Raw genomic sequence first — 20,062 nt, forward strand, 5'->3', positions numbered from 1 at the left:
GTTACTGGTCTTCCTTGATGTAGACGTAGTCGTAGTGGACGGGAATGTGGACGGGATCGACGAAGATCGCGTCGGGTCCGCCAAGGCGCTTGGAGCGGATCGTGTAGCGCTTCTCGTTGAAGATCGGCGCCCAGGGCGCCTCCTCCTGGATGGCCACGAAGATGTCGCGCCATTCCGCGATGCGCTCGTCCTGCTTGGCCGTGTCGACCATGGCGTCGGCGGCCACCGCGCGCTTGTCGAGCTCCTCGTTGCAGTACCACGACCAGTTCCAGCCGCCCGGCACGGCGCCGCCGCAACCCAGGATCGGCCCGTAGAAATTGGACGGGTCGGGGAAGTCGGCGATCCAGGCCATGCCGCCCGACCAGATCATGGGCGCCTGGTCCTTCTCGCCGCCCGCCGCGATCACATTCGCCTGGGCGAGCGCCTTGATCTGCGCCTTGATGCCGATCTGGGCCAGATCCTGCTGGATCGCCTGGGCGATGCGCGGCTGCGGGTCGGTGTTGGCGACGAAGAGCTCCGTCTCGAAGCCGTCCCCGTAGCCCGCCTCCGCCAGCAGCGCCTTCGCGCCGTCGGGATCGTAGGGGATGCCCTCATAGTCCTCCGCGTAACCGGGCATGAGCGGCGGCAGCGGCTGGTTGGCCGGCGCGGCGCGGCCATTGATGATGCGCACGATCCGGTCCTTGTTGATCGCCATGTTGACGGCCTTGCGCACGCGCACGTCGTCGAAGGGCTTCATGGCGACGTTCATGGTGACATAGCCCGTATGGAGCTGGTCGCCTTCCACGATCATGCCCTCGTATTTCGGGTCCTTGGTGACCTGGAGGAACTTCGCCGGCGGAATGCCGTCGCCGGCGATATCCGTCTCGCCGCGCTCGAGCCTCAGCAGCGCGACGATGGGCTCCTGGCCGACCTCGAACACGATCTTGTCGAGCCGCGGCACACCCTCCTTGTAGTAGTCCTCGTTGCGCGCGAAGACGACACGCTGGCCGAGCGTCCACTCCTCCATGCTGTAGGCGCCGGTCCCGACGGGATGCTTGCCGAAGTCCTGGCCCCATTCCTCGACCGCCTCCTTCGGCACCACATGGGCGAAGTTGAGCGCCATGACATGCAGGAAGGTCGCGTCGGGGCGCGAAAGCGTGATGCGCACCGTATAATCGTCGACCGCCTCGACACCGGAGAGCGTGTCGGCCTCGCCGGAATTGAGCGCCTCGAAGCCCTCGATGGCGCCGAAGAACCCGGCGCCGGGGCTCTGCGTCTTCGGATCGATGACACGCTCGAGCGAGTATTTGACGTCGTCGGCCGTCATCTCGCGGCCATTGTGGAACTTGACGCCCTGCCGCAGCGTGAAGGTATAGGTCTTTCCGTCGCCGGAGATCTCGTAGCCCTCCGCGAGGTCGGGGACGAGCTCGGTTGTGCCGGGCCTGTAGTCCATGAGCCCGTCGAACAGGCTCTTGATCATCGACCAGTTCTGCCAGTCATAGCCGATGGCCGGATCGAGGGTCGAGACGTCGTCCTTGTAGGTCACCGTCATGGTGCCGCCCATATGGGGCTCTTCAGCCCACGAGACGGTCGCGGCCATCGCCGCCAATGCGGCGCCGGCCAGAGCGGATGTCAGTATCTTGCGCATGGTCTCCCTCCCAGGGTTCACGCAGGGTCGAGGTGAAAAGACGCCCGTCATCTCAGCTTGATCCTCGGATCGATGAAGGGCGCCACGAGATCGGCAAGAAGGTTGCCGAGAACGATGGCCGTGGCCGACACGACGGTCACGCCCATGATGACCGGAATGTCGACGCGCTGGATGGCCTGCCAGGCGAGCTGGCCGATGCCCGGCCAGCCGAAGACGGATTCCACCACCACGATGCCGCTCATGAAGAGCCCGATATCGATGCCGATCATGGCGATCACGGGCAGGAGCGCGTTGGGCACGGCATGGGCGACGATGACGCGCCAGCGCCCGGCCCCCTTGGCGCGCGCGGTGCGCACATAGTCCTGCTCCAGCACGTCGAGCATGGAGGAGCGCATCATGCGCGAATACCAGCCCGCCCCGAGGAAACCGAGGGACAGGGCCGGCAGGACGATATGGGCCGCCGTGCCGTAGCCCCCGATGGGGAACCAGCCGAGCTTCACCGCGAAGAGATAGAGCAGCAGGATGCCGACCACGAATTGCGGCGCCGACACACCGACGAAGGAGACGATCATCAGGAGGTTGTCGCCGATCCGGCGCCGGTTCGCCGCGGCGATCACGCCCATGGTCAGCCCGAAGACGAGCTCCGCGCAGATCGCCGCCGCCATGAGGAGGAGGGTCGGCGGCAGGCGCGCGGCGATCAGCTCGCCGACCTGCGATTTCTGGATGTAGGAACGTCCGAAATCGCCCTGGATCAGATTCACGAAATAGCGCCAGTACTGCTCGTAGAAGGGCAGGTTGAGGCCGAGCTGCTCGCGGATGCTCTCCACCGTCGCCGCCGTCGCGCTCCGCCCCGCGATCTGGCGGGCGGGATCGGCGGGTACGAGATAGAGCAGCACGAAGGTCACGAAGCTCACCCCGATCAGGATGAGCACGGCCTGCACGAGCCGGCGTATGAGATAGGCTACCATGGCGACCGTCCCCGCCGGGCAGGGGTGTCGCATATTGCGGGCTCACACCCCCTCACCCGGCGCCTTCGGCGCCACCCTCTCCCGCGAGGGGAGAGGGTTCGCTTGGGGCGCAGTCCGGAGTTTTCTCCTCTCCCCTTGCGGGAGAGGGAGGGGCCCGTCGCGTAAGCGATGGGAGGGTGAGGGGGTGTGAGCCCGCAATATGCGACAGCCGTGTCACGCATCTCAGAACCGCCCCTTTTGCGTCGGGTCGAGGATGTCGCGCAGGGCGTCGCCGACCAGGTTGAAGGCGAGCGCCAGCATGACGATGGCGATGCCGGGCACGAAGACGAGCCAGGGGGCGGTGGCGAAATAGGTCTGGTTCTCGAAGATGATATTGCCCCAGCTCGGCGTCGGCGGCTGGACGCCCACGCCCAGATAGCTGAGCGTCGCCTCGAGCAGCACCGTGGTCGCGATGCCGAGCGTGCCCCACACCACCATTGTGGAGACGAGATGCGGCAGGACGTGGCGCATGAGGATGCGCGGCGGCGTCGCGCCGAGGCTCCGCTCCGCGGTCACGAAGTCGCGTTCGGTGATCGAGGTGGTCTCGGTATAGATGACGCGGGCGACCTGCACCCAGTTCACCATGGCGATGACCAGCGCCACGATCCACAGGCTCGGGCTGAAGATGGCGGCGAGCACGATGGCGAGCAGCAGGGCGGGAAACGCCATCATGAGATCGGTGAAGCGCATCAGCGCCGCCCCGACGAAGCCGCGCAGGAAGCCTGCCGTCACGCCCACCACGGCGCCGATCAGAACCGCCGCGCCATTGGCGACGATGCCGATGATGAGCGAGGTGCGCGCGCCATAGACGATGCGCGAGAAGAGGTCGCGGCCGAGGAGATCCGTGCCGAACCAGAAGCGCCCGTCCGGCGGCAGCGGCGCGCCCTCCAGCGTGAGCCCGTCGAAGAGCTGCTCGTTCGGCGAATAGGCGACGATCCACGGCGCGGCGAAGGCGGCGCCGACGACCACCGCGATGACCGCCAGCCCGAACAGGGCGAGCTTGCGCCGGGCGAGCTGTCTCAGGATCGCCATGTCGCCCTCATCCCGTCCTCATCCCGTTTGCCGCCTGGGCGCGTCGCGCGCGATGCGGTGGGCGATGTCGGCGGGGGCCTTGCGGCGCAGAAGGCCTCCACCGTCTGTCGCCGGCTCATGGCGGCCGACCGGATGCGCGCGAAGGCGGTGTCCTGGTCGACGCCGCAGGCCGCCATGACGGCGATGACGGCGTCGATCACCTGCGGCCGGCCGCTCAGTCGCTTCTCCAGATCCGCGATCCGGCGGGCCTGCCGGCGGTGGCGTTCCAGCAGGGCGGAGGCGAGCACCAGCGCGGAGAACACGCCGCTGGAGGAGACCGGCTTGACGATATGCGCCCTCGCTCCCTGCGCGAGCGCCCATTCGAGCCGGCCCGGCGCCTCCGAGCCGACAATGGCGATCATCGGGATCGGCGGGTCCTCGTTCGCCCATGGGAACTGGCCGTCGAAGCCCGCATCGCCGTCGAAGAACACCGCGTCGAACGGCCCGTCGGCAAGGTCGAGCGCGGGCCATGAGCGCACGCACACGATACCGAGCCGGGCGAGCTGGCGCTCGAGCCGGGCGGCATTGGCATCCTCGCGGTGCAGGATCGCGACGCGCCAGCCGCGGAAATTGGGGGTGCGATAGGCGCCGGTCATTGCACCACCCTCAGGCTGGGCCGTCCGCCGCCCATGGCGCGGGCCAGCGCGGTGGCGTCGAAGTCGACCAGATAGGGGTCGGCGGCAAGCGGTGCGGGGCTGCTCTCGACCACCTCGAACTGCCCGTTGCCGGCGATGCGGCCGATATGCGGGCGATGCGCGATGTGGTTGGTGCGCGGGTCCACCTCCAGCGCGCCGGGCGGAGCGGCGAAGGCGCGCGCGTGCAGGATGCGGCGGACCGGGTCGATCTCGTCGGTGCCGGCCTCCGCGATCGCCTCTGCGAGCATTCGCACCGCGCTGTAGGCCATGACGACGAAGGCGGAGACCGGGCGGTCGGGGCCGATACGCTCGCGCAGCCTTGCGCGGAAGGCGGCGTTCTCCGCGCCGTCAATGCTCTCGAAATAGATCGCGGTGGAATAGTGGCCGATCCCGGCGGGCCCCACGGCGGCGAGCTCGCATTCCGTCAGATTGCAGCTCACGATGGGAACCCGGTCCGGCCCGAAGCGGCGGTCGCGGCGGGCGAGCGCCTCATAGGCCGCGAAGAAGGCATAGCTCGACGGGCCGATTAGGTTGTTCAGGATGAAATCCGGCGGGTCGGCCTCGATCTCCGAGATCATGCGCTCCACGTCGGTCGCGCCCATCGGCAGGTAGCGCTCGCCGAGCACCTCGCCGCCGCAGGCATTGAGGATCTCGCGCGCGATCCTGTTGGTCTCCCACCCCCAGACATAGTTGGAGCCGACGAGGACGGCGCGCCGGCCGAAGCGCGGAACGACGTGGCGGAACAGCGGCACGATGTGCTGGTTGGGGCTCGCGCCCGCATAGATCACGTTCTCGCAGCACTCGAAGCCCTCATAGGGGCAGACATACCACAGAAGCGCATCGTGCTTCTCGATGATCGGGATGACCTCCTTGCGCGCGATGGAGGTGATGGTGCCGACGATGTGGCGGCAGCCATGCTCGCGCAGCATGGCCTCGCTCATGCGGTGATAGGACTCGATGGAGCCCGCCGGGTTCATCGCGTGGGGCTCGAGGCGCACGGGCCCGCCCGCGTCGTTCACCTCGTCGACGGCCATCAGCGCGCCGTCGAGGCAGTCGCGTCCGATCACGCTATAGGGCCCGTCCACCGAGTAGAGCAGGCCGACCGGTACGGTCAGCGGCATGAGCCGTCATCCCCTCCGGAAGGCACCGGCCCCGGACAGGCGCGATGCTGCCCTGCCTCGGAACCGAAGCCCTCAAAACGCAAAAAACCCCACACGCCGAGCGCCGGGAGGGGCTGGCGGTGAGGCTCCATTGCCTGAACGTCCATTGCTGGTCGAATGTCGACGTTCATGTTTCAACATGTGACACTTCCTTGTCAACTCCGCGGTCACTATGTGTTCGCATGAGGGGAACGGCATCGGTCCGTTGCCCGACCCGAGCAAGCCATGGCACAAGCAATGCGACCGGAGCGCTGGCTCCATCCGACCGAGAAGGGGCTCTATTGCGCCCCCGGCGACTTCCATATCGACCCGCACCGCCCCGTCGCGCGCGCCGTCGTCACCCATGGCCATGGCGACCATGCCCGCCCGCGCAACCGCGCCGTGCTCGCCACGCCCGAGACGCTCGACATCATGCGCATACGCTATGGCGAGGAGGCGGGCGGCAGCCTGCAACCGCTGGCCTATGGCGAGGCGATCGACATCAACGGGGTGGGCGTCACGCTCGTTCCGGCGGGCCATATTCTCGGCAGCGCCCAGGTGGTGCTCGACTGGCAGGGCACGCGCGCCGTCGTCTCCGGCGACTACAAGCGCGCGGCCGATCCGACCTGCGCGCCCTTCGAGCCCGTGGCGTGCGACCTGTTCGTCACCGAGGCGACCTTCGCCCTTCCGGTCTTCCGCCACGAGCCGGCGGAGGCGGAGGCCGCCCGGCTGATCGCCGCGGTCGCGGCCAATCCGGAGCGGACCGTCCTGCTCGGCGCCTACGGGCTCGGCAAGTGCCAGCGCATGATCGCGCTGATGCGCGCGCAGGGCTACGACCGGCCAATATGGCTCCACGGTGCGCTCCAGGCGCTGTGCGCCTTCTACCGGGATCGCGGCATCGCGCTCGGCGAGCTGCATTCCGCGAGCGATGCCGACCGCGCCGCGCTTGCCGGAGAGCTCGTCATCGCCCCGCCCTCCGCGCTTGCCGACCGCTGGTCGCGTCGCCTTGCCGATCCGCTGAGCGCCTTCGCCTCCGGCTGGATGCGGGTGCGCGGCCGGGCCCGGCAGCGCGGCGTGGAGCTGCCGCTCGTCGTGTCCGACCATGCCGACTGGCCGGAGCTCGTGGCGACCATCGAGGAGACCGGGGCGGAGGAGATCTGGGTCACCCATGGCCGCGACGATGCGCTCTGCCACTATCTGAACGGCACCGGCCGGCGCGCCCGCGCGCTCGCCCTCGTCGGCTTCGAGGACGAGGACGAGTAGGAGGTCGACCGCCCATGAAAGCCTTCGCCGAGCTCCTCGACCGCCTCGCCTTCACGCCCGCGCGCAACGGCAAGCTGGCGCTGATCGAGCGCTATTTCGCCGACACGCCCGATCCCGAGCGTGGCTGGGCGCTGGCGGTGCTGACCGGCGCGCTCTCCTTCCGGGTGCCGACGCGGCGCATCCTCGCCGAACTCCTGGAACCGCGGGTCGACCCGGAGCTCTACAGGCTGTCGCGCGACTATGTGGGCGATACCGCGGAGACGGTCGCGCTTCTGTGGCCGGATGGCGGGCAGGCCGGCGCGGCGCCGCGCCTGTCGGAGGTGATCGAGACGATCCGGACAGCGGAGAAGGCGGCCCTTCCGGGGCTCGTGGAGGGCTGGCTCGACCGGCTCGACGCCAAGGGCCGCTTCGCGCTCCTGAAGCTCCTGACGGGTGCGCTGCGCGTGGGCGTTTCCGCCCGGCTCGCGCGCACCGCCGTCGCCCGCCATGGCGGGGTGGAGGTCGCCGAGATCGAGGAGCTCTGGCACGCGCTGGAGGCGCCCTACGAGGATCTCTTCGCCTGGCTCGACGGGCGCGCGGACAGACCCGATCCGGGCACCCGCCCCGTCTTCCGCCCGCTCATGCTCGCCCATCCGGTGGAGGACGACGACTGGGCGCGCCTCGATCCGGCCGATTTCCTTGCGGAATGGAAATGGGACGGCATCCGCGTCCAGGTCGTCGCCCGTGATGATGCGGTGCGGCTCTATTCGCGTGCCGGCGACGACATCTCCCACAGCTTTCCGGATGTGACGCTCGCCTTTCGCGGACGCCGGGCGGTGCTCGACGGCGAGCTGCTGGTGATGAGGGACGGCGAGGTCGCGCCCTTCAACGAGCTCCAGCAGCGGCTCAACCGCAAGACCGTCACGGCCGCGACGGTCCAGCGCTACCCGGCCCATATCCGGCTCTACGATATCCTGATCGCCGATGACGAGGATTTGCGCCCGCTCGCGCTGGAGCTGCGGCGCGCAAGGCTGGAGGACTGGCATGGCCGCGAGGGGCCGGGCGCCAGCGACCTCTCCGGCCTCATCGGCTTCGACGATTTCGCCGAGCTGGAGGCGCACTGGCGCGATGCGCGGGCGAACGGCATAGAGGGGCTGATGCTCAAGCGCCGCGCAAGCCCCTATCTCGCCGGCCGTCCCAAGGGGCACTGGTACAAATGGAAGCGCGCGCCGCTCACCCTCGACGTGGTGCTCCTCTACGCCCAGCGCGGCTCCGGCAAGCGCTCCTCCTACTATTCCGACTACACGTTCGGGGCCTGGCGCGAGGGGGCGGACGGCGCGCGCGAACTCGTGCCCGTCGGCAAGGCCTATTCGGGTTTCACCGACGAGGAGCTTCTCGAGATCGACCGGTTCGTCCGCGCCAACACGGTGGAGCGCTACGGCCCGGTCCGTGCGGTGAAGCCCGGCCTCGTGCTCGAGGTGGCCTTCGATTCCGTGCATCCCTCCAGCCGGCACAAATCGGGGCTCGCCATGCGTTTCCCCCGCATCCACCGCATTCGCTGGGACAAGCCGGCCGAGGAGGCCGACCGGCTGGAGACGCTCGAGACCCTCGTTCAGCGATAGGGCGGCCGGCCGCACCCGATCCGTTGCGCGGGCCCCTGCGTGAGGAGTAAGCTCGAAGACCTGAAGAGCCCCCGGTGATCCATCCTCACCCGGCCCGCACCGGACGCGGGAAAGGGGGGCGATACGGCAAATGCGGTCACAGCGATGACAGACCCGGCAAGACAGGCCGGTCGCAGCGATGTCGAGCCCGCCATGGCGGACTTGCTGTCGCGCGTGGCCACAGGGCGCGACCGCGACGCCTTCGCGGTCCTGTTCCGCCATTTCGGCCCGAGGCTGAAGAGCTACATGCTGCGCCGGGGCGCCGATGCCGAGACGGCGGAGGAACTGGTTCAGGAGGTCATGCTCGCGGTCTGGGCGAAGGCGGACAGGTATGTGCCGGCGCGCGGCTCCGTCGCCGCATGGATCTTCACCATCGCGCGCAATCGCGCCATCGACCGCCTGCGCCGCCAGCCACCGGTCCGGTTCGCCGATATCGACGACCATGACGGGGCCGCCGACGAGCCCGACGGCGAAGCGCGCCTCATGGAGGGCGAAATGGAGATGCGGGTTCGCGGCGCCCTCGACGCCCTGCCGGACGGTCAGCGCCGGATCATGGGCCTGGCCTTTCTCGACGGGCTGACGCAGGCCGAGATCGCGGCGCGGCTCGCCCTGCCGCTCGGTACCGTGAAGTCGCGCATGCGCCTGGCCTACCGCAAGCTTCGCGCATCGCTCGCAGAGTACATGGAGGACAGCAGGTGAGGATCGGCCACCATCCGGAGGAGGCGACGGTCGTCGCCTATGCGGCCGGCACGCTGGACGAGCCGCTGGCCGTCGCCGTCGCCTCGCATCTCGCCTGGTGCGGCGCGTGCCGTCGCGTGGTGCGCGTGGGCGAGGCCATCGGCGGTGCGCTCCTGGACAGTATGGAGGAGACGCCGCTGCGCGACGACGCGCTCGCCCGCGCGATGGGCAGGCTCGACGCGGGCGTAGGGGTGCGGACGGAGCCGAGCGGCGTCGACAGCGACGGGCTCGGCCTGCCCTATCCGCTCGCCAGCCGTCTCGGCGCGCCGCTCGACCATCTGCGCTGGCACCGCCGCGGCCGGGGGGTCGCGGTGCACGCGCTACCGCTATCCGCCAACGCGTCCGGCCGGCTCCTGCTGGTCAGGGGCGTTGCGGGCACCCGCATGCCGGCCCACGGCCATGAGGGCGCCGAGATCACGGTGGTCCTGCGCGGAGCCTATCGCGACGCCTTCGGCCGGTTCGCCATGGGCGACGTGGCCGAGCTCGGCGAGGATGCCGAGCACGCGCCTGTGGTGGAGCCGGGCGAGGACTGCATCTGCCTCGTTGCGACCGAGGGCCGGCTGCGGTTCGGCAATCCCCTGTTACGCCTCCTGCGCCCGCTTCTCGGCGTCTAGGGCGTGGAGAGCGCCGGGGCCGAAACACCCGGACAGCGCCAATATCGGAGTGTACGGCAACGGGATGCGGGCTGTCACAAACGCCCGGAGAATTCTCCGGCACTGTCGTCATTCTGTTATGCTTCGTCGTGACTTATTGGCCGATTGAGGTGCGGACGCGATTCGAGACATGGCAACGACCGACCAGAAGGGGCCGGAACGGTCCGGCGGACCATGGGGACGCATTCAGGCGTGGCCCCGGGCGGAGTGGGCCTATGCCGCGCTTGTCGTGGCCCTGTTCGCCATGCTGGTCGCCGCCGGTCTCATGCCGGCCTGGGCTGCGGTCGGCGCGGCGAGCGTGCTCGTCGTGCTGCGCCTCGTCGCCTTGCGCTTCGCACGGCCTCCAGACACCGGGACGCAGGTGGGCGAGGCGGACGCGCTCGCGGAACGCCACAGCACCCTGGCCCAGCTCGCCGCCACCGCCGGTGGCCGCGAGGAGGCCTCCCAGCTTCTGAGCGCTGTGGCGGCGACCCTGCCCGATCCCTTCATGGTGCTCGACGCCCACGGCATCGTGATCCTGTGCAACGAGCATGCCGTCTCCGCCTTCGAGGTCGATCCGACGGGCCAGCACATTTCCGCCGCGATCCGCGCGCCCGCCATACTGGAGGCGGTGGAGCAGGTGTCGGAGACCGGCGAGGCCCAGCGTGTCGACTATGAGCGCCGCGTGCCCGTGGAGCGCCGGTTCGAGGCCTTCGTCGCGGCCATCCCCAAGGCGCCGCCCGCACGCGGCGGAACGCTCGGCTCGCCCGCGCTCCTGCTGCTTCTGCGCGATCTCACCCGCCAGCATCAGGTGGAGCGGATGCGCGCCGATTTCGTGGCCAATGCGAGCCATGAGCTCAGAACCCCGCTCGCCTCCGTGCTCGGCTTCATCGAGACGCTGCAGGGCGCGGCCCGGGACGATGCGAAGGCGCGCGCGCAGTTTCTGGAGCTCATGCGCGCGCAGGCGGAGCGCATGTCCCGGCTGATCGACGATCTGCTCTCGCTCAGCCGCATCGAGCTCAATGTGCATCTGCGCCCGACCGACACGGTCGATCTCGGCAAGGCCGTGCGCCATGTGGTGGAGTTCCTGGAACCGCTTGCGCGCGAGCGCGGCGCGACGCTGGAGCTGAGCCTGTCGGACGGGGAGGTCTTCGTGAAGGGAGACCGCGACGAGCTCGTCCAGGTGTTCCAGAACCTCATCGAGAACGCGATCAAATATGCCGGCTCCGGCGGACGCATCGAGATCTTCGCGGAAACCTCCGGAACGGCGCGCGGCGAGAGCACCGTCTCGCTGTCGGTGCGCGACCACGGGCCGGGCATACCGGCAGAGCACATTCCCCGGCTGACGGAGCGGTTCTACAGGGTGAACGTCCAGGACAGCCGGTCCAAGGGCGGCACGGGGCTCGGCCTTGCCATTGTGAAGCACATCCTCAACCGCCATCGCGGCAAGCTTGTCGTGAAGAGCGAGGTCGGGGTCGGCAGCGTGTTTACCGCACGTCTGCCGCTGGCTGCCCCCGACAGTGTTGCACAGCCGGAGCACAAGGCGCCGAACAACCGGCCGAAAGCCAAGATTAATCAATAAAAAACAATAACTTAAGACGTTATAAAACTGTCATGGAAGCGTAATAAAACCGCGACCTGTACCCCATAGGGTGTCGCTGTCGACGCTGGCAGGGGGGCAACAGAGGATCACCGGACCCGCGCCGGCGGCGGTTCGGCCGCATCAACCAGGTGCTCGACGGCCTCACAAGGGTCCAGACTGATATGACACAAGGGAGACTTCTCGTGAAAACCAAAGCCTTGACGCTCGGCGTCGTGCTTGGCGCTGCGGCGCTGTTCTCCGCGGGCCAGGCCATGGCTCGCGACACCATCCAGATCGCCGGCTCGTCGACGGTCCTGCCGTTCGCCTCGATCGTCGCCGAGGAATTCGGCGCGGCGTTCCCGGACTATCCCACACCGGTCGTCGGCTCAGGCGGGTCGTCGGGCGGCCTGCGCCAGTTCTGCGAGGGCGCCGGCGAGAATACGATCGACATCGCCAATGCCTCGCGCCGGATCCGGGCCAAGGAGGTCAAGGCCTGCAACGAGAGCGGCGTCAAGGACATCTACGAGATCCGCATCGGCTATGATGGCATCGTCTTCGCGACCAATGCCGACCAGGGCGACTTCGCGCTCAAGCCGATCCAGATCTACAAGGCGATCGCCTCCAAGGTGCCGCAGGACGGCAAGATGGTCGACAATCCCTACACCAAGTGGAGCGACATCGATTCCGCCCTGCCGGATCAGGAGATCAATCTCGTCATCCCGGCCTCCAACCACGGCACGCGCGAAGTGTTCGAGGAGAAGGTCATCCTGCCGGGCTGCGAGGCGGCCGGCCTGCCCGAGATGGGCGAGGACGAGATGGAAGCGGCCTGCCTGTCGTTCCGTCAGGAGCGCGTCGTGGAGATCTCCGGCGACTACACCGAGACCCTGGCCCGCCTTCAGGCCAACCCCTCCTCGGTCGGCGTCTTCGGCCTGAGCTTCTACGACCAGAACCGCGACACGCTCAAGGTCGCCACGATCGACGGCATCACGCCGAGCCTGGAGACCATTGCCTCCGGCGATTATCCGGTGTCCCGGCCGCTGTTCTTCTATGTGAAGGGCGAGCATCTTGACGCCGTCCCGGGTATCGCGGATTACGTTGCCTTCTTCCTCTCCGATCAGATGGCGGGCTCCGGCGGCCGTCTGGAAGAGGCTGGCCTGATCCCGGCTCCGGAGGAGGAGCGCGAGAAGGTGCTGAAGAACTTCGAGGACGGCGTGGCGATTTCGGCCAGCGACGTCCAGGGCTAATCCGGCCATCCGGTTTCGGGGACTCCGCACGCCTGCGGAGCGCCCCGGAGCCGGCAATGTCCGTAATCCGTTCCGCCACGGTCCCAACACAGAACTCCGCGAGACGATCCCGTGCACAGCCTGACCGTGATTATCGTCCTGCTCCTGCTGATGGCCCTCGCCTACAGGGTGGGACTGACCCGCAGCCGGCACCTGGCGTCCGGTGCCCGGCAGAGGCTGCATTCCCGGCCGGTGTATCACGGGACGCTGCTGGCGATCTGGTGCACCATTCCGGCGCTTATCGTCCTCGTTCTGTGGGCCGTCTTCGGCGACGAACTCAGCCGCTTCTACATCCTCGCCCAGCTTCCCGCCGATGTCGCAAAGCAACCCGCCGACCAGCTCGACCTGGTCGTCGAGCGCATCCGCCAGATCGCCTCCGGCTTCGGCGTCGCGGATGCCGAGGCGCCCTATGAGAGCGAGATCGCGGCGGGGCTTCGCACCTTCGGCACGGTCGCGTGGCTGTCGGTGGTCGCGCTCGCCGCCGTCGCCGGGCTCGTCGCGACGCGCCTGGCCTGGTCGCGGATCTCGCCGGAGCTCCGTGCGCGCAACGAGGTGGAGCGCGTCGTGGGCGCGCTGCTTGCATTCTGCTCGGGCGTGGCCATCCTGACGACCATCGGCATCGTCGCCTCCCTGCTCGGCGAGGCGGTCCGCTTCTTCACCTTCGTCAGCCCGATCGACTTCTTCTTCGGTACCGTCTGGAACCCGCGCTTCTCCACCGTCGGCGCCGGCGGGCAGGGCGATTTCGGCCTTCTGCCGCTGCTCTGGGGCACCGTGCTGATCAGCCTCATCGCGATGCTGGTGGCCGGGCCGATCGGCCTCATGGCGGCGATCTACATGGCCGAATACGCGCCGCGCCGCGTGCGCATGACCGCCAAGCCCATCGTGGAGATCCTCGCCGGCATTCCCACCATCGTCTACGGCTTCTTCGCACTGACCATCGTGGGTCCGTTCCTGGCGGATATCGGCGCGTCCATAGGGCTCGACATCCGCGCGACCAGCGCCTTCACCGCAGGCGTGGTCATGGGGATCATGATCATCCCGTTCATCTCCTCGCTGTCCGACGACATCATCACCCAGGTGCCGCGCGCGATGCGCGACGGCTCGCTCGGGCTCGGCAGCACGCATTCCGAGACGATCAAGCGGGTCGTCCTGCCCGCCGCGCTTCCCGGCCTCGTCGGCGCGTTCCTGCTCGCCATCAGCCGGGCCGTCGGCGAGACCATGATCGTCGTGCTCGCCGCCGGCAACCGGCCGGTGCTGAACGCCAATCCGTTCGAGGCGGTCTCCACGGTGACCGTCACCATCGTCAACCAGCTGACCGGCGATGCCGACTTCGCAAGCCCGCAGTCGCTCGTCGCCTTCGCGCTCGGCCTCACGCTGTTCGCCATGACGCTCGCCCTGAACGTCGTGGCCCTCTACATCGTGCGCAAATACAGAGAGCAGTACGAATAGCCATGACGAGCACTGTCAACGACACGGGACGCTCATTCGCCTACGGCCAGGCGGCGCTGATCGAGCGGTCGCTCAAGCGGCGCCACGCCAAGGAGCGCCGGTTCCGCCTCATGGGCATGCTTGCCGTCATCGCCGCGATCGGCTTCGTCGTGGTGCTGTTCTCCAGCGTGCTGGCCAGGGGCCTGCCCGCCTTCTGGCAGGCGACGATCACGCTCGACGTCACCTTCGATCCCGAGGTGGTCGATGTGGGCCCGCCCCCGAGCAGCAGGCGGGCCAGTCGGAGGCCGCCTTCCAGAAGGAGATGAACCGCTGGCGGCGCGGCCTCGCCCTGGTCAACTGGAACAAGCTGATCGAGGAGGGCTTGCGCAAGGCCATCGGGGAAACGGATGCCTCGAAGCGGGACCTCGTCGGCCTCGTTGCCAGCGGCGAGCGGTTCAGGCTGCGCGAGATGGTGCTCCAGGATCCCGCCATCGTGGGCACGACCAGGCAGGTCGACCTGCTCGCCAACGCCAATGTGGACGTCTGGCTGAAGGGCAATATCGACCGGTCCCTGCCCGATTCACGCCAGCAGCTCACCGGCGACCAGCAGGACCTTGCCGACATGCTCTATGAGCGCGGCATCATCCACATGGCCTTCGCCAAGTCGCTGTTCCTCAATGTGGATTCGCGCAGCTCGCCGGCCTCCGCCGGTCTCGCGGGCGCCTTTGTGGGCTCGCTCTACATGATGCTGATCGTCATCGTTCTGGCGGTGCCGATCGGAGTGGCGAGCGCGATCTATCTGGAGGAGTTCGCGCCCAAGAACCGGCTGACCGACCTCATCGAGGTCAACATCAACAATCTGGCGGCCGTGCCCTCCATCGTGTTCGGCCTGCTCGGCGCCTCGGTCTTCATCGGCTGGTTCCATCTCCCGCTCTCCGCGCCGCTCGTGGGCGGGCTGGTGCTGACCCTGATGACGCTGCCGATCATCATCATCTCCACGCGCAGCACGCTGAGGGCGCTTCCGCCCTCGATCCGCCATGCCGCGCTTGGGGTCGGCGCCTCGCGCACCCAGATGGTGTTCCACCATGTGCTGCCCCTGGCGATCCCCGGCATCCTGACGGCGACGATCATCGGCGTCGCCCAGGCGCTCGGCGAGACGGCGCCGCTCCTGCTGATCGGCATGAACGCCTTCGTTGCCAGCGTGCCCGGCACGCCGCTCGACCAGTCGACGGCCCTGCCGGTGCAGATCTTCCTGTGGCAGGGCAACGAGAACCGGAATTTCTTCGAGGCTCGAACCTCGGCCGCGATCATCGTGCTGCTTGCGCTGATGATCAGTCTCAACGCGTTGGCGGTCTTCATGCGCCAACGGATCCAGCGGCGATGGTAAAGGAAAGGGCATGACTGTCATGGATACCACCCCGAGCAGTGCCGCTGTCGCGACCGATGCGGTTGCCGCGACGGCACCCGAGGCCGTCGAGGCCGCGCAGCCCGCCGTCGAGCGGGAGATCAAGATGGCCGCGCGCGGCGTCAATGTGTTCTACGGCGATACCCAGGCGCTCTACGAGGTCGGGATCGACATCGCCAACAACGAGGTGACGTCCCTGATCGGGCCGTCGGGTTGCGGCAAGTCGACCTTCCTGCGCTGCCTCAACCGGATGAACGACACCATCGAGGGCTGCCGGGTGGAGGGCTCCATCACGCTCGATGGCGAGAACATCTACGACCGCTCGCTCGACCCCGTGCTCCTGCGCGCGCGTGTCGGCATGGTGTTCCAGAAGCCGAACCCGTTCCCGAAGTCGATCTACGACAATATCGCCTACGGGCCGCGCATCCACGGGCTCGCCTCCGGCAAGGCCGAACTCGACGAAATCGTCAAGACGAGCCTGGAGAAGGCGGGTCTTCTGGAGGAGGTGAAGGACCGCCTCGACCAGCCCGGCACGGGCCTGTCGGGCGGCCAGCAGCAGCGCCTGTGCATCGCGCGCGCCATCGCCGTGAAGCCCGAGGTCATCCTCATGGACGAGCCGTGCTCGGCGCTCGATCCCATCGCCACCGCCAAGGTGGAGGAGCTGATCGACGAGCTGCGCCAGGACTTCACCATCGTGATCGTCACCCATTCCATGCAGCAGGCCGCCCGCGTGTCGCAGCGCACCGCCTTCTTCCATCTCGGCAAGCTGGTCGAGGAGGGCGAGACCAACCAGATCTTCACCAACCCGCAGGACCAGCGCACCCACGACTATATTACGGGTCGCTTCGGCTAGGCGGTCGGGCGACGGAAGGAGCAAGACAGTGAGCGAACATATCGTCAAATCCTATGACGAGGAGTTCTCCGCGCTTCACAACAAGCTCGCCCATATGGGCGGCCTGGCCGAGGAGCAGCTCGCCAGCGCCATAGACGCGCTGGACAAGCGCGATACCGAGCTTGCGCAGAAGATCATCGACAATGACGACAAGATCGATGAGCTGGAGCGCGAGATCGAGGAGAAGGCGATCCTCATGATCGCCAAGCGCCAGCCGGTCGCCGTGGATCTCCGCGAGATCGTGGTGGCGCTGCGGCTCGCCATGGATCTGGAGCGCATCGGCGACCTTGCCAAGAACATCGCCAAGCGCATCTTCGCCATTGCCGAACCGCGTCCGACGCGCGGGCTCGCCGGCCTTGGACAGATGGGCCGGCTGGCTCTGGAGCAGCTCAAGAACGTGCTCGACGCCTATGTCCAGCACGACGCCGACAAGGCGATGGAGGTGTGGCGGTCCGACGAGGAGATCGACTCCCTCTACAACGCCATGTTCCGCGAGCTCCTGACCTACATGATGGAGGATCCGCGCACCATCGGGGCGTGCACCCATCTCCTGTTCGGAGCCAAGAACATCGAGCGCATCGGCGACCACACCACCAATATCGCGGAGAATGTCTATTTCCTCGTCCATGGCGAGACGCTGGACGACGAACGCCCCAAGAGCGATACGACGAGCATGACCCATGTCAGCTACTCGCAGGACTGACTTTGCCCCGGACACCGCGGCGGCCTCGCCGTCCGTGCATGACGCGCAGCGAATTTCGAGTGCGATGACGACGACGTCGATCCTGATTGTCGAGGACGAGGAATCCCTGCAGGTTCTCCTGTCCTACAACTTCGAGGCGGAAGGCTTCGCTGTCCGCACCACCGCGTCGGGCGATGAGGTGGAGATGCTGGTCGAGGAGGAGCGTCCCGACCTGATCGTGCTCGACTGGATGCTGCCCGGCCTGTCCGGAATCGAGGTCTGCCGCATGCTGCGCGCACGCCCGGAGACCCGCGATATCCCGATCATCATGCTTACCGCCCGCGGCGAGGAGCAGGAGCGGATCCGAGGGCTCGCCACCGGTGCCGACGACTATGTGGTCAAGCCGTTCTCGGTGCCCGAGCTCGTCGCCCGCGTGCGGTCCATTCTCCGGCGCACCAATCCGGAGACCATCGCCGACCAGCTGACCGCGGGCGATATCGCGCTCGACCGGCGCACCCGGCGGGTGACGCGCTCGGGCCGCGATGTCGAGCTCTCGCCGACGGAGTTCAAGCTCCTGGAACATCTCATGCGCAATCCGGGCCGCGTCTACAGCCGCGAGCAGCTCCTGAACGCGGTGTGGGGCCACGACGTCTATATCGACGAGCGCACGGTGGACGTCCATGTGGGGCGGCTGCGCAAGATCCTCAATCGCGGCCGACAGCGCGATCCGATCCGCACGGTGCGCGGCATCGGCTACGCTTTCGACGAGCGTTTCGCGGTCTGATCGTCCATAAGAAAAAGCCCCCGACGGCAAGGCCGGGGGCACTGTGACGGGCAGGCTGTGCTGCCCGCCCGTGGAGAGGGCGTTGCTTCAGCCTACGCCGCGCCGCGGCCGCCGCCGACCGCGCGCTTCTGGCGCCGCCGGTCCTGGATCGGCTGATAGGCGATGCGGGCATGATGGTCGCAATAGGGCAGGCCGGCCTTCGGCATCGCGCCGCAGAAGCAGAACTCCTCCGAGCCTGGCTCGCCGATCGGCCAGCGGCAGGTGCGCTCGCTCAGATGCAGGATGTCGACACGCTTGCCGGACGGGGCGACCTCGCGGACCGGCGAGGGCTTGGGCGCCGGGCGGGCTTGGGGCGCGGCCTGGGCCTGCACCTCCGGCTTGAGCGCCGTGGCACCGGCGGTCGGGAACTGGGTCACGGTCGCGGTGCCCGCCGCCGGTGCGGACTGGCGCGGCTTGCGGCTGCGCGGCCGGCTCGTCCTCGACGGCGAACCGCGGCCCGACAGGCCGAGCCGGTGAACCTTTCCGATCACGGCATTCCGGGTGATGCCGCCCAGCTTGCTGGCGATCTGGCTGGCGCTGAGGCCGTCCGACCAAAGCTGCTTGAGATGTTCAACCCGTTCGTCGGTCCAAGTCATGATCGGCCCCGCTCTTTCCTTGCCCGGGACGGAATCCATCCCCGATCGCCGAGTCGACTTGCCCGGCGCTTACACATACTCACTTGATGCATGGACACTACATATCGTGATTATTGAACTCGGATACTACTATATTCCGCGACTCTTGCGCAAGATTGGGCGTCAAGACTGGGACGTGTTTTCCCCAGGAAACCCGGATGCCGTCCCGGCGGATTGGTTAACGAAGAGTAAACCGCCGGTTGACTCCCGGGTCCATGCGACGAGCTGACTCACCTGTGGTCCCGTGTGGCGGGGCGCGTGCGGGGCCCATGTCTCGTTGACCGCACCGGCGGGAAACCTTATAAATCCCGGTATTGACGGATTTTCGGAGTGCCGCCGCCGTTCCGGCGGCTTTTTTGGTTTTGGAGTGAGCAATGATCGCGTCCGTCCTGCCGACCTATGCAAGGGCCCCCGTCTCCTTCGAGCGGGGCGAGGGCGTACGCCTGTTCACCGACGACGGCGAGGCCTATCTCGACATGGGAGCCGGTATCGCCGTCAACGCGCTGGGCCACGCCCATCCCCATCTCGTGGACGCGCTCACCGAACAGGCGCACAAGCTCTGGCACACGTCCAATCTCTACGGGATTCCGGGGCAGGAGCGACTGGCGCGACGCCTGACGGAGACGACCTTCGCCGACACGGTCTTCTTCTGCAATTCCGGCGCCGAGGCGCTCGAATGCGCGATCAAGATGGCGCGGCGCTATCACTGGTCGCGCGGCGAGCCCGGGCGCTACCGGGTCGTCACCTTCGAGGGCGCCTTCCACGGACGCACGCTCGCCACCATCGCCGCCGGCGGCCAGGAGAAGTATATCGAGGGCTTCGGCCCGGCCGTGGAGGGGTTCGACCAGGTGCCCTTCGCGGATGTCGATGCGGTGCGCGCCGCCATCGGCGAGGAGACGGCCGGCGTCCTCCTGGAGCCGATCCAGGGCGAGGGCGGCATCCGCGAGGTGCCGCATGCCGTGCTGCGGGCCCTGCGCGCGCTGTGCGACGAGCTCGGCGTGCTCCTGATCCTCGACGAGGTACAGACCGGCGTCGGCCGGACGGGCCGGCTGTTCGCCCATGAATGGGCCGGCGTCACGCCCGACATCATGGCCATCGCCAAGGCCATTGGCGGCGGCTTTCCCATGGGCGCCTGCCTGGCCACGGAGACGGCCGCCTCGGGCATGACGGCGGGATCGCACGGCACGACCTTCGGCGGCAACCCGCTGGCCATGGCGGTCGGCAATGCGGTGCTGGACGTGGTGCTGGAGGACGGCTTTCTGGACCGCGTGCGCCATATGGGCACGCTCTTCGCGCAGCGGCTCGCGCGGCTGAAGGACGAGCACCCCGCCATCGTGGAGGAGGTGCGCGGCCAGGGCCTGATGCTCGGCCTGAAATGCAAGGTGGCGAACACCGAGGTCGCGGGCGCCTGCCTTGCGGAGAACCTTCTGACCGTGGGGGCCGGCGACAATGTCGTGCGTCTCCTGCCGCCCCTCATCATCGACGAGACGGAGATGGCGGAGGCAATGGACCGGCTCGACCGCGCGCTGTCGCGCCTGGACGCCGTCCATGCGCCCGCTCCGGCAATTGGGGATGACTGA

General features: G+C 67.9%; 17 protein-coding genes and 1 pseudogene. 12 read left to right on the forward strand and 6 right to left on the reverse strand.

Going from position 1 to position 20,062, the window contains the following annotated elements:
• Position 1: 1 nt before the first annotated feature.
• The 5 genes from HW532_RS13205 to HW532_RS13225 all read right to left on the reverse strand — a co-directional run bounded on the left by HW532_RS13205 (position 2) and on the right by HW532_RS13225 (position 5,461).
• A complete protein-coding gene (locus HW532_RS13205) occupies positions 2-1,627 on the reverse strand; it encodes an ABC transporter substrate-binding protein (RefSeq protein ID WP_213160924.1) in 1,626 nt (541 codons plus the stop codon).
• A 47-nt stretch (positions 1,628-1,674) separates the two neighbouring features.
• Complete coding sequence (locus HW532_RS13210) at positions 1,675-2,595, reverse strand: ABC transporter permease (protein WP_213160925.1); 921 nt, start codon at positions 2,593-2,595, stop codon at positions 1,675-1,677.
• A gap of 222 nt (positions 2,596-2,817) precedes the next feature.
• Positions 2,818-3,666 (reverse strand): ABC transporter permease, encoded by an 849-nt coding sequence (locus HW532_RS13215; protein WP_213160926.1) that lies wholly within the window; start codon positions 3,664-3,666, stop codon positions 2,818-2,820.
• Positions 3,654-4,301, reverse strand: coding sequence for an ANTAR domain-containing response regulator (locus HW532_RS13220; protein WP_213160927.1), 648 nt, complete (start codon positions 4,299-4,301; stop codon positions 3,654-3,656). Before HW532_RS13220 ends, HW532_RS13215 begins: the two co-directional genes overlap by 13 nt.
• Positions 4,298-5,461, reverse strand: coding sequence for a transporter substrate-binding domain-containing protein (locus HW532_RS13225; RefSeq protein WP_213160928.1), 1,164 nt, complete (start codon positions 5,459-5,461; stop codon positions 4,298-4,300). The genes HW532_RS13220 and HW532_RS13225 overlap by 4 nt, the downstream gene beginning before the upstream one ends.
• Before the next feature lie 264 nt (positions 5,462-5,725).
• On the opposite strand from HW532_RS13225, the gene HW532_RS13230 reads away from it, so the two are divergent.
• The 11 genes and pseudogenes from HW532_RS13230 to phoB all read left to right on the forward strand — a co-directional run bounded on the left by HW532_RS13230 (position 5,726) and on the right by phoB (position 17,808).
• Positions 5,726-6,742 (forward strand): ligase-associated DNA damage response exonuclease, encoded by a 1,017-nt coding sequence (locus HW532_RS13230; RefSeq protein WP_246478949.1) that lies wholly within the window; start codon positions 5,726-5,728, stop codon positions 6,740-6,742.
• Positions 6,743-6,756: 14 nt separating this feature from the next.
• On the forward strand, positions 6,757-8,343 hold the full coding sequence (locus HW532_RS13235; RefSeq protein WP_213160929.1) for a cisplatin damage response ATP-dependent DNA ligase: 1,587 nt from the start codon (positions 6,757-6,759) through the stop codon (positions 8,341-8,343).
• Between the two features lie 192 nt (positions 8,344-8,535).
• Positions 8,536-9,081, forward strand: coding sequence for a sigma-70 family RNA polymerase sigma factor (locus HW532_RS13240; protein ID WP_213160930.1), 546 nt, complete (start codon positions 8,536-8,538; stop codon positions 9,079-9,081).
• Positions 9,078-9,734: a ChrR family anti-sigma-E factor gene (locus HW532_RS13245; RefSeq protein ID WP_213160931.1), complete on the forward strand. Its 657-nt coding sequence runs from the start codon at positions 9,078-9,080 to the stop codon at positions 9,732-9,734. The genes HW532_RS13240 and HW532_RS13245 overlap by 4 nt, the downstream gene beginning before the upstream one ends.
• A gap of 169 nt (positions 9,735-9,903) precedes the next feature.
• The gene (phoR, locus tag HW532_RS13250) at positions 9,904-11,334 is read left to right on the forward strand and encodes a phosphate regulon sensor histidine kinase PhoR (protein ID WP_246478951.1); all 1,431 of its coding nucleotides are present in this window, start codon (positions 9,904-9,906) and stop codon (positions 11,332-11,334) included.
• A gap of 203 nt (positions 11,335-11,537) precedes the next feature.
• A complete protein-coding gene (locus HW532_RS13255; protein WP_213160932.1) occupies positions 11,538-12,578 on the forward strand; it encodes a PstS family phosphate ABC transporter substrate-binding protein in 1,041 nt (346 codons plus the stop codon).
• A 111-nt stretch (positions 12,579-12,689) separates the two neighbouring features.
• Positions 12,690-14,066, forward strand: coding sequence for a phosphate ABC transporter permease subunit PstC (pstC, locus tag HW532_RS13260; RefSeq protein WP_213160933.1), 1,377 nt, complete (start codon positions 12,690-12,692; stop codon positions 14,064-14,066).
• Positions 14,067-14,068: 2 nt separating this feature from the next.
• A pseudogene (gene pstA, locus HW532_RS22165) lies at positions 14,069-15,432 on the forward strand (phosphate ABC transporter permease PstA).
• Positions 15,433-15,556: 124 nt separating this feature from the next.
• On the forward strand, positions 15,557-16,303 hold the full coding sequence (gene pstB / locus HW532_RS13270) for a phosphate ABC transporter ATP-binding protein PstB (protein ID WP_246479967.1): 747 nt from the start codon (positions 15,557-15,559) through the stop codon (positions 16,301-16,303).
• Positions 16,304-16,331: 28 nt separating this feature from the next.
• Positions 16,332-17,045 carry a phosphate signaling complex protein PhoU gene (gene phoU, locus HW532_RS13275; protein WP_213160935.1) on the forward strand — a complete coding sequence of 238 codons (714 nt, stop codon included), beginning with the start codon at positions 16,332-16,334 and terminating at the stop codon, positions 17,043-17,045.
• Between the two features lie 64 nt (positions 17,046-17,109).
• Complete coding sequence (phoB, locus tag HW532_RS13280) at positions 17,110-17,808, forward strand: phosphate regulon transcriptional regulator PhoB (RefSeq protein ID WP_213160936.1); 699 nt, start codon at positions 17,110-17,112, stop codon at positions 17,806-17,808.
• Between the two features lie 92 nt (positions 17,809-17,900).
• Here the strand turns inward: phoB and HW532_RS13285 are convergent, their stop codons facing one another.
• Positions 17,901-18,443: a GcrA family cell cycle regulator gene (locus tag HW532_RS13285; protein WP_213160937.1), complete on the reverse strand. Its 543-nt coding sequence runs from the start codon at positions 18,441-18,443 to the stop codon at positions 17,901-17,903.
• A gap of 413 nt (positions 18,444-18,856) precedes the next feature.
• Between HW532_RS13285 and HW532_RS13290 the strand changes: the two genes are divergently transcribed.
• Positions 18,857-20,062 (forward strand): aspartate aminotransferase family protein, encoded by a 1,206-nt coding sequence (locus tag HW532_RS13290; RefSeq protein ID WP_213160938.1) that lies wholly within the window; start codon positions 18,857-18,859, stop codon positions 20,060-20,062.

It is taken from the genome of Kaustia mangrovi, from assembly GCF_015482775.1.
In the GTDB taxonomy this organism is placed as follows: Bacteria; Pseudomonadota; Alphaproteobacteria; order Rhizobiales; family Im1; genus Kaustia; species Kaustia mangrovi.

Bases quoted from the DNA above. Each gene is read 5' to 3' on its own strand.
- HW532_RS13220 (WP_213160927.1), bottom strand. From the start codon at position 4,301: ATGACCGGCGCCTATCGCACCCCCAATTTCCGCGGCTGGCGCGTCGCG.
- HW532_RS13230 (WP_246478949.1), top strand. From the start codon at position 5,726: ATGGCACAAGCAATGCGACCGGAGCGCTGGCTCCATCCGACCGAGAAG.
- phoB (WP_213160936.1), top strand. From the start codon at position 17,110: ATGACGACGACGTCGATCCTGATTGTCGAGGACGAGGAATCCCTGCAG.
- HW532_RS13290 (WP_213160938.1), top strand. From the start codon at position 18,857: ATGATCGCGTCCGTCCTGCCGACCTATGCAAGGGCCCCCGTCTCCTTC.
- HW532_RS13205 (WP_213160924.1), bottom strand. From the start codon at position 1,627: ATGCGCAAGATACTGACATCCGCTCTGGCCGGCGCCGCATTGGCGGCG.
- HW532_RS13215 (WP_213160926.1), bottom strand. From the start codon at position 3,666: ATGGCGATCCTGAGACAGCTCGCCCGGCGCAAGCTCGCCCTGTTCGGG.
- HW532_RS13285 (WP_213160937.1), bottom strand. From the start codon at position 18,443: ATGACTTGGACCGACGAACGGGTTGAACATCTCAAGCAGCTTTGGTCG.
- phoR (WP_246478951.1), top strand. From the start codon at position 9,904: ATGGCAACGACCGACCAGAAGGGGCCGGAACGGTCCGGCGGACCATGG.
- HW532_RS13225 (WP_213160928.1), bottom strand. From the start codon at position 5,461: ATGCCGCTGACCGTACCGGTCGGCCTGCTCTACTCGGTGGACGGGCCC.
- HW532_RS13240 (WP_213160930.1), top strand. From the start codon at position 8,536: ATGGCGGACTTGCTGTCGCGCGTGGCCACAGGGCGCGACCGCGACGCC.
- HW532_RS13235 (WP_213160929.1), top strand. From the start codon at position 6,757: ATGAAAGCCTTCGCCGAGCTCCTCGACCGCCTCGCCTTCACGCCCGCG.
- HW532_RS13210 (WP_213160925.1), bottom strand. From the start codon at position 2,595: ATGGTAGCCTATCTCATACGCCGGCTCGTGCAGGCCGTGCTCATCCTG.
- pstB (WP_246479967.1), top strand. From the start codon at position 15,557: ATGGCCGCGCGCGGCGTCAATGTGTTCTACGGCGATACCCAGGCGCTC.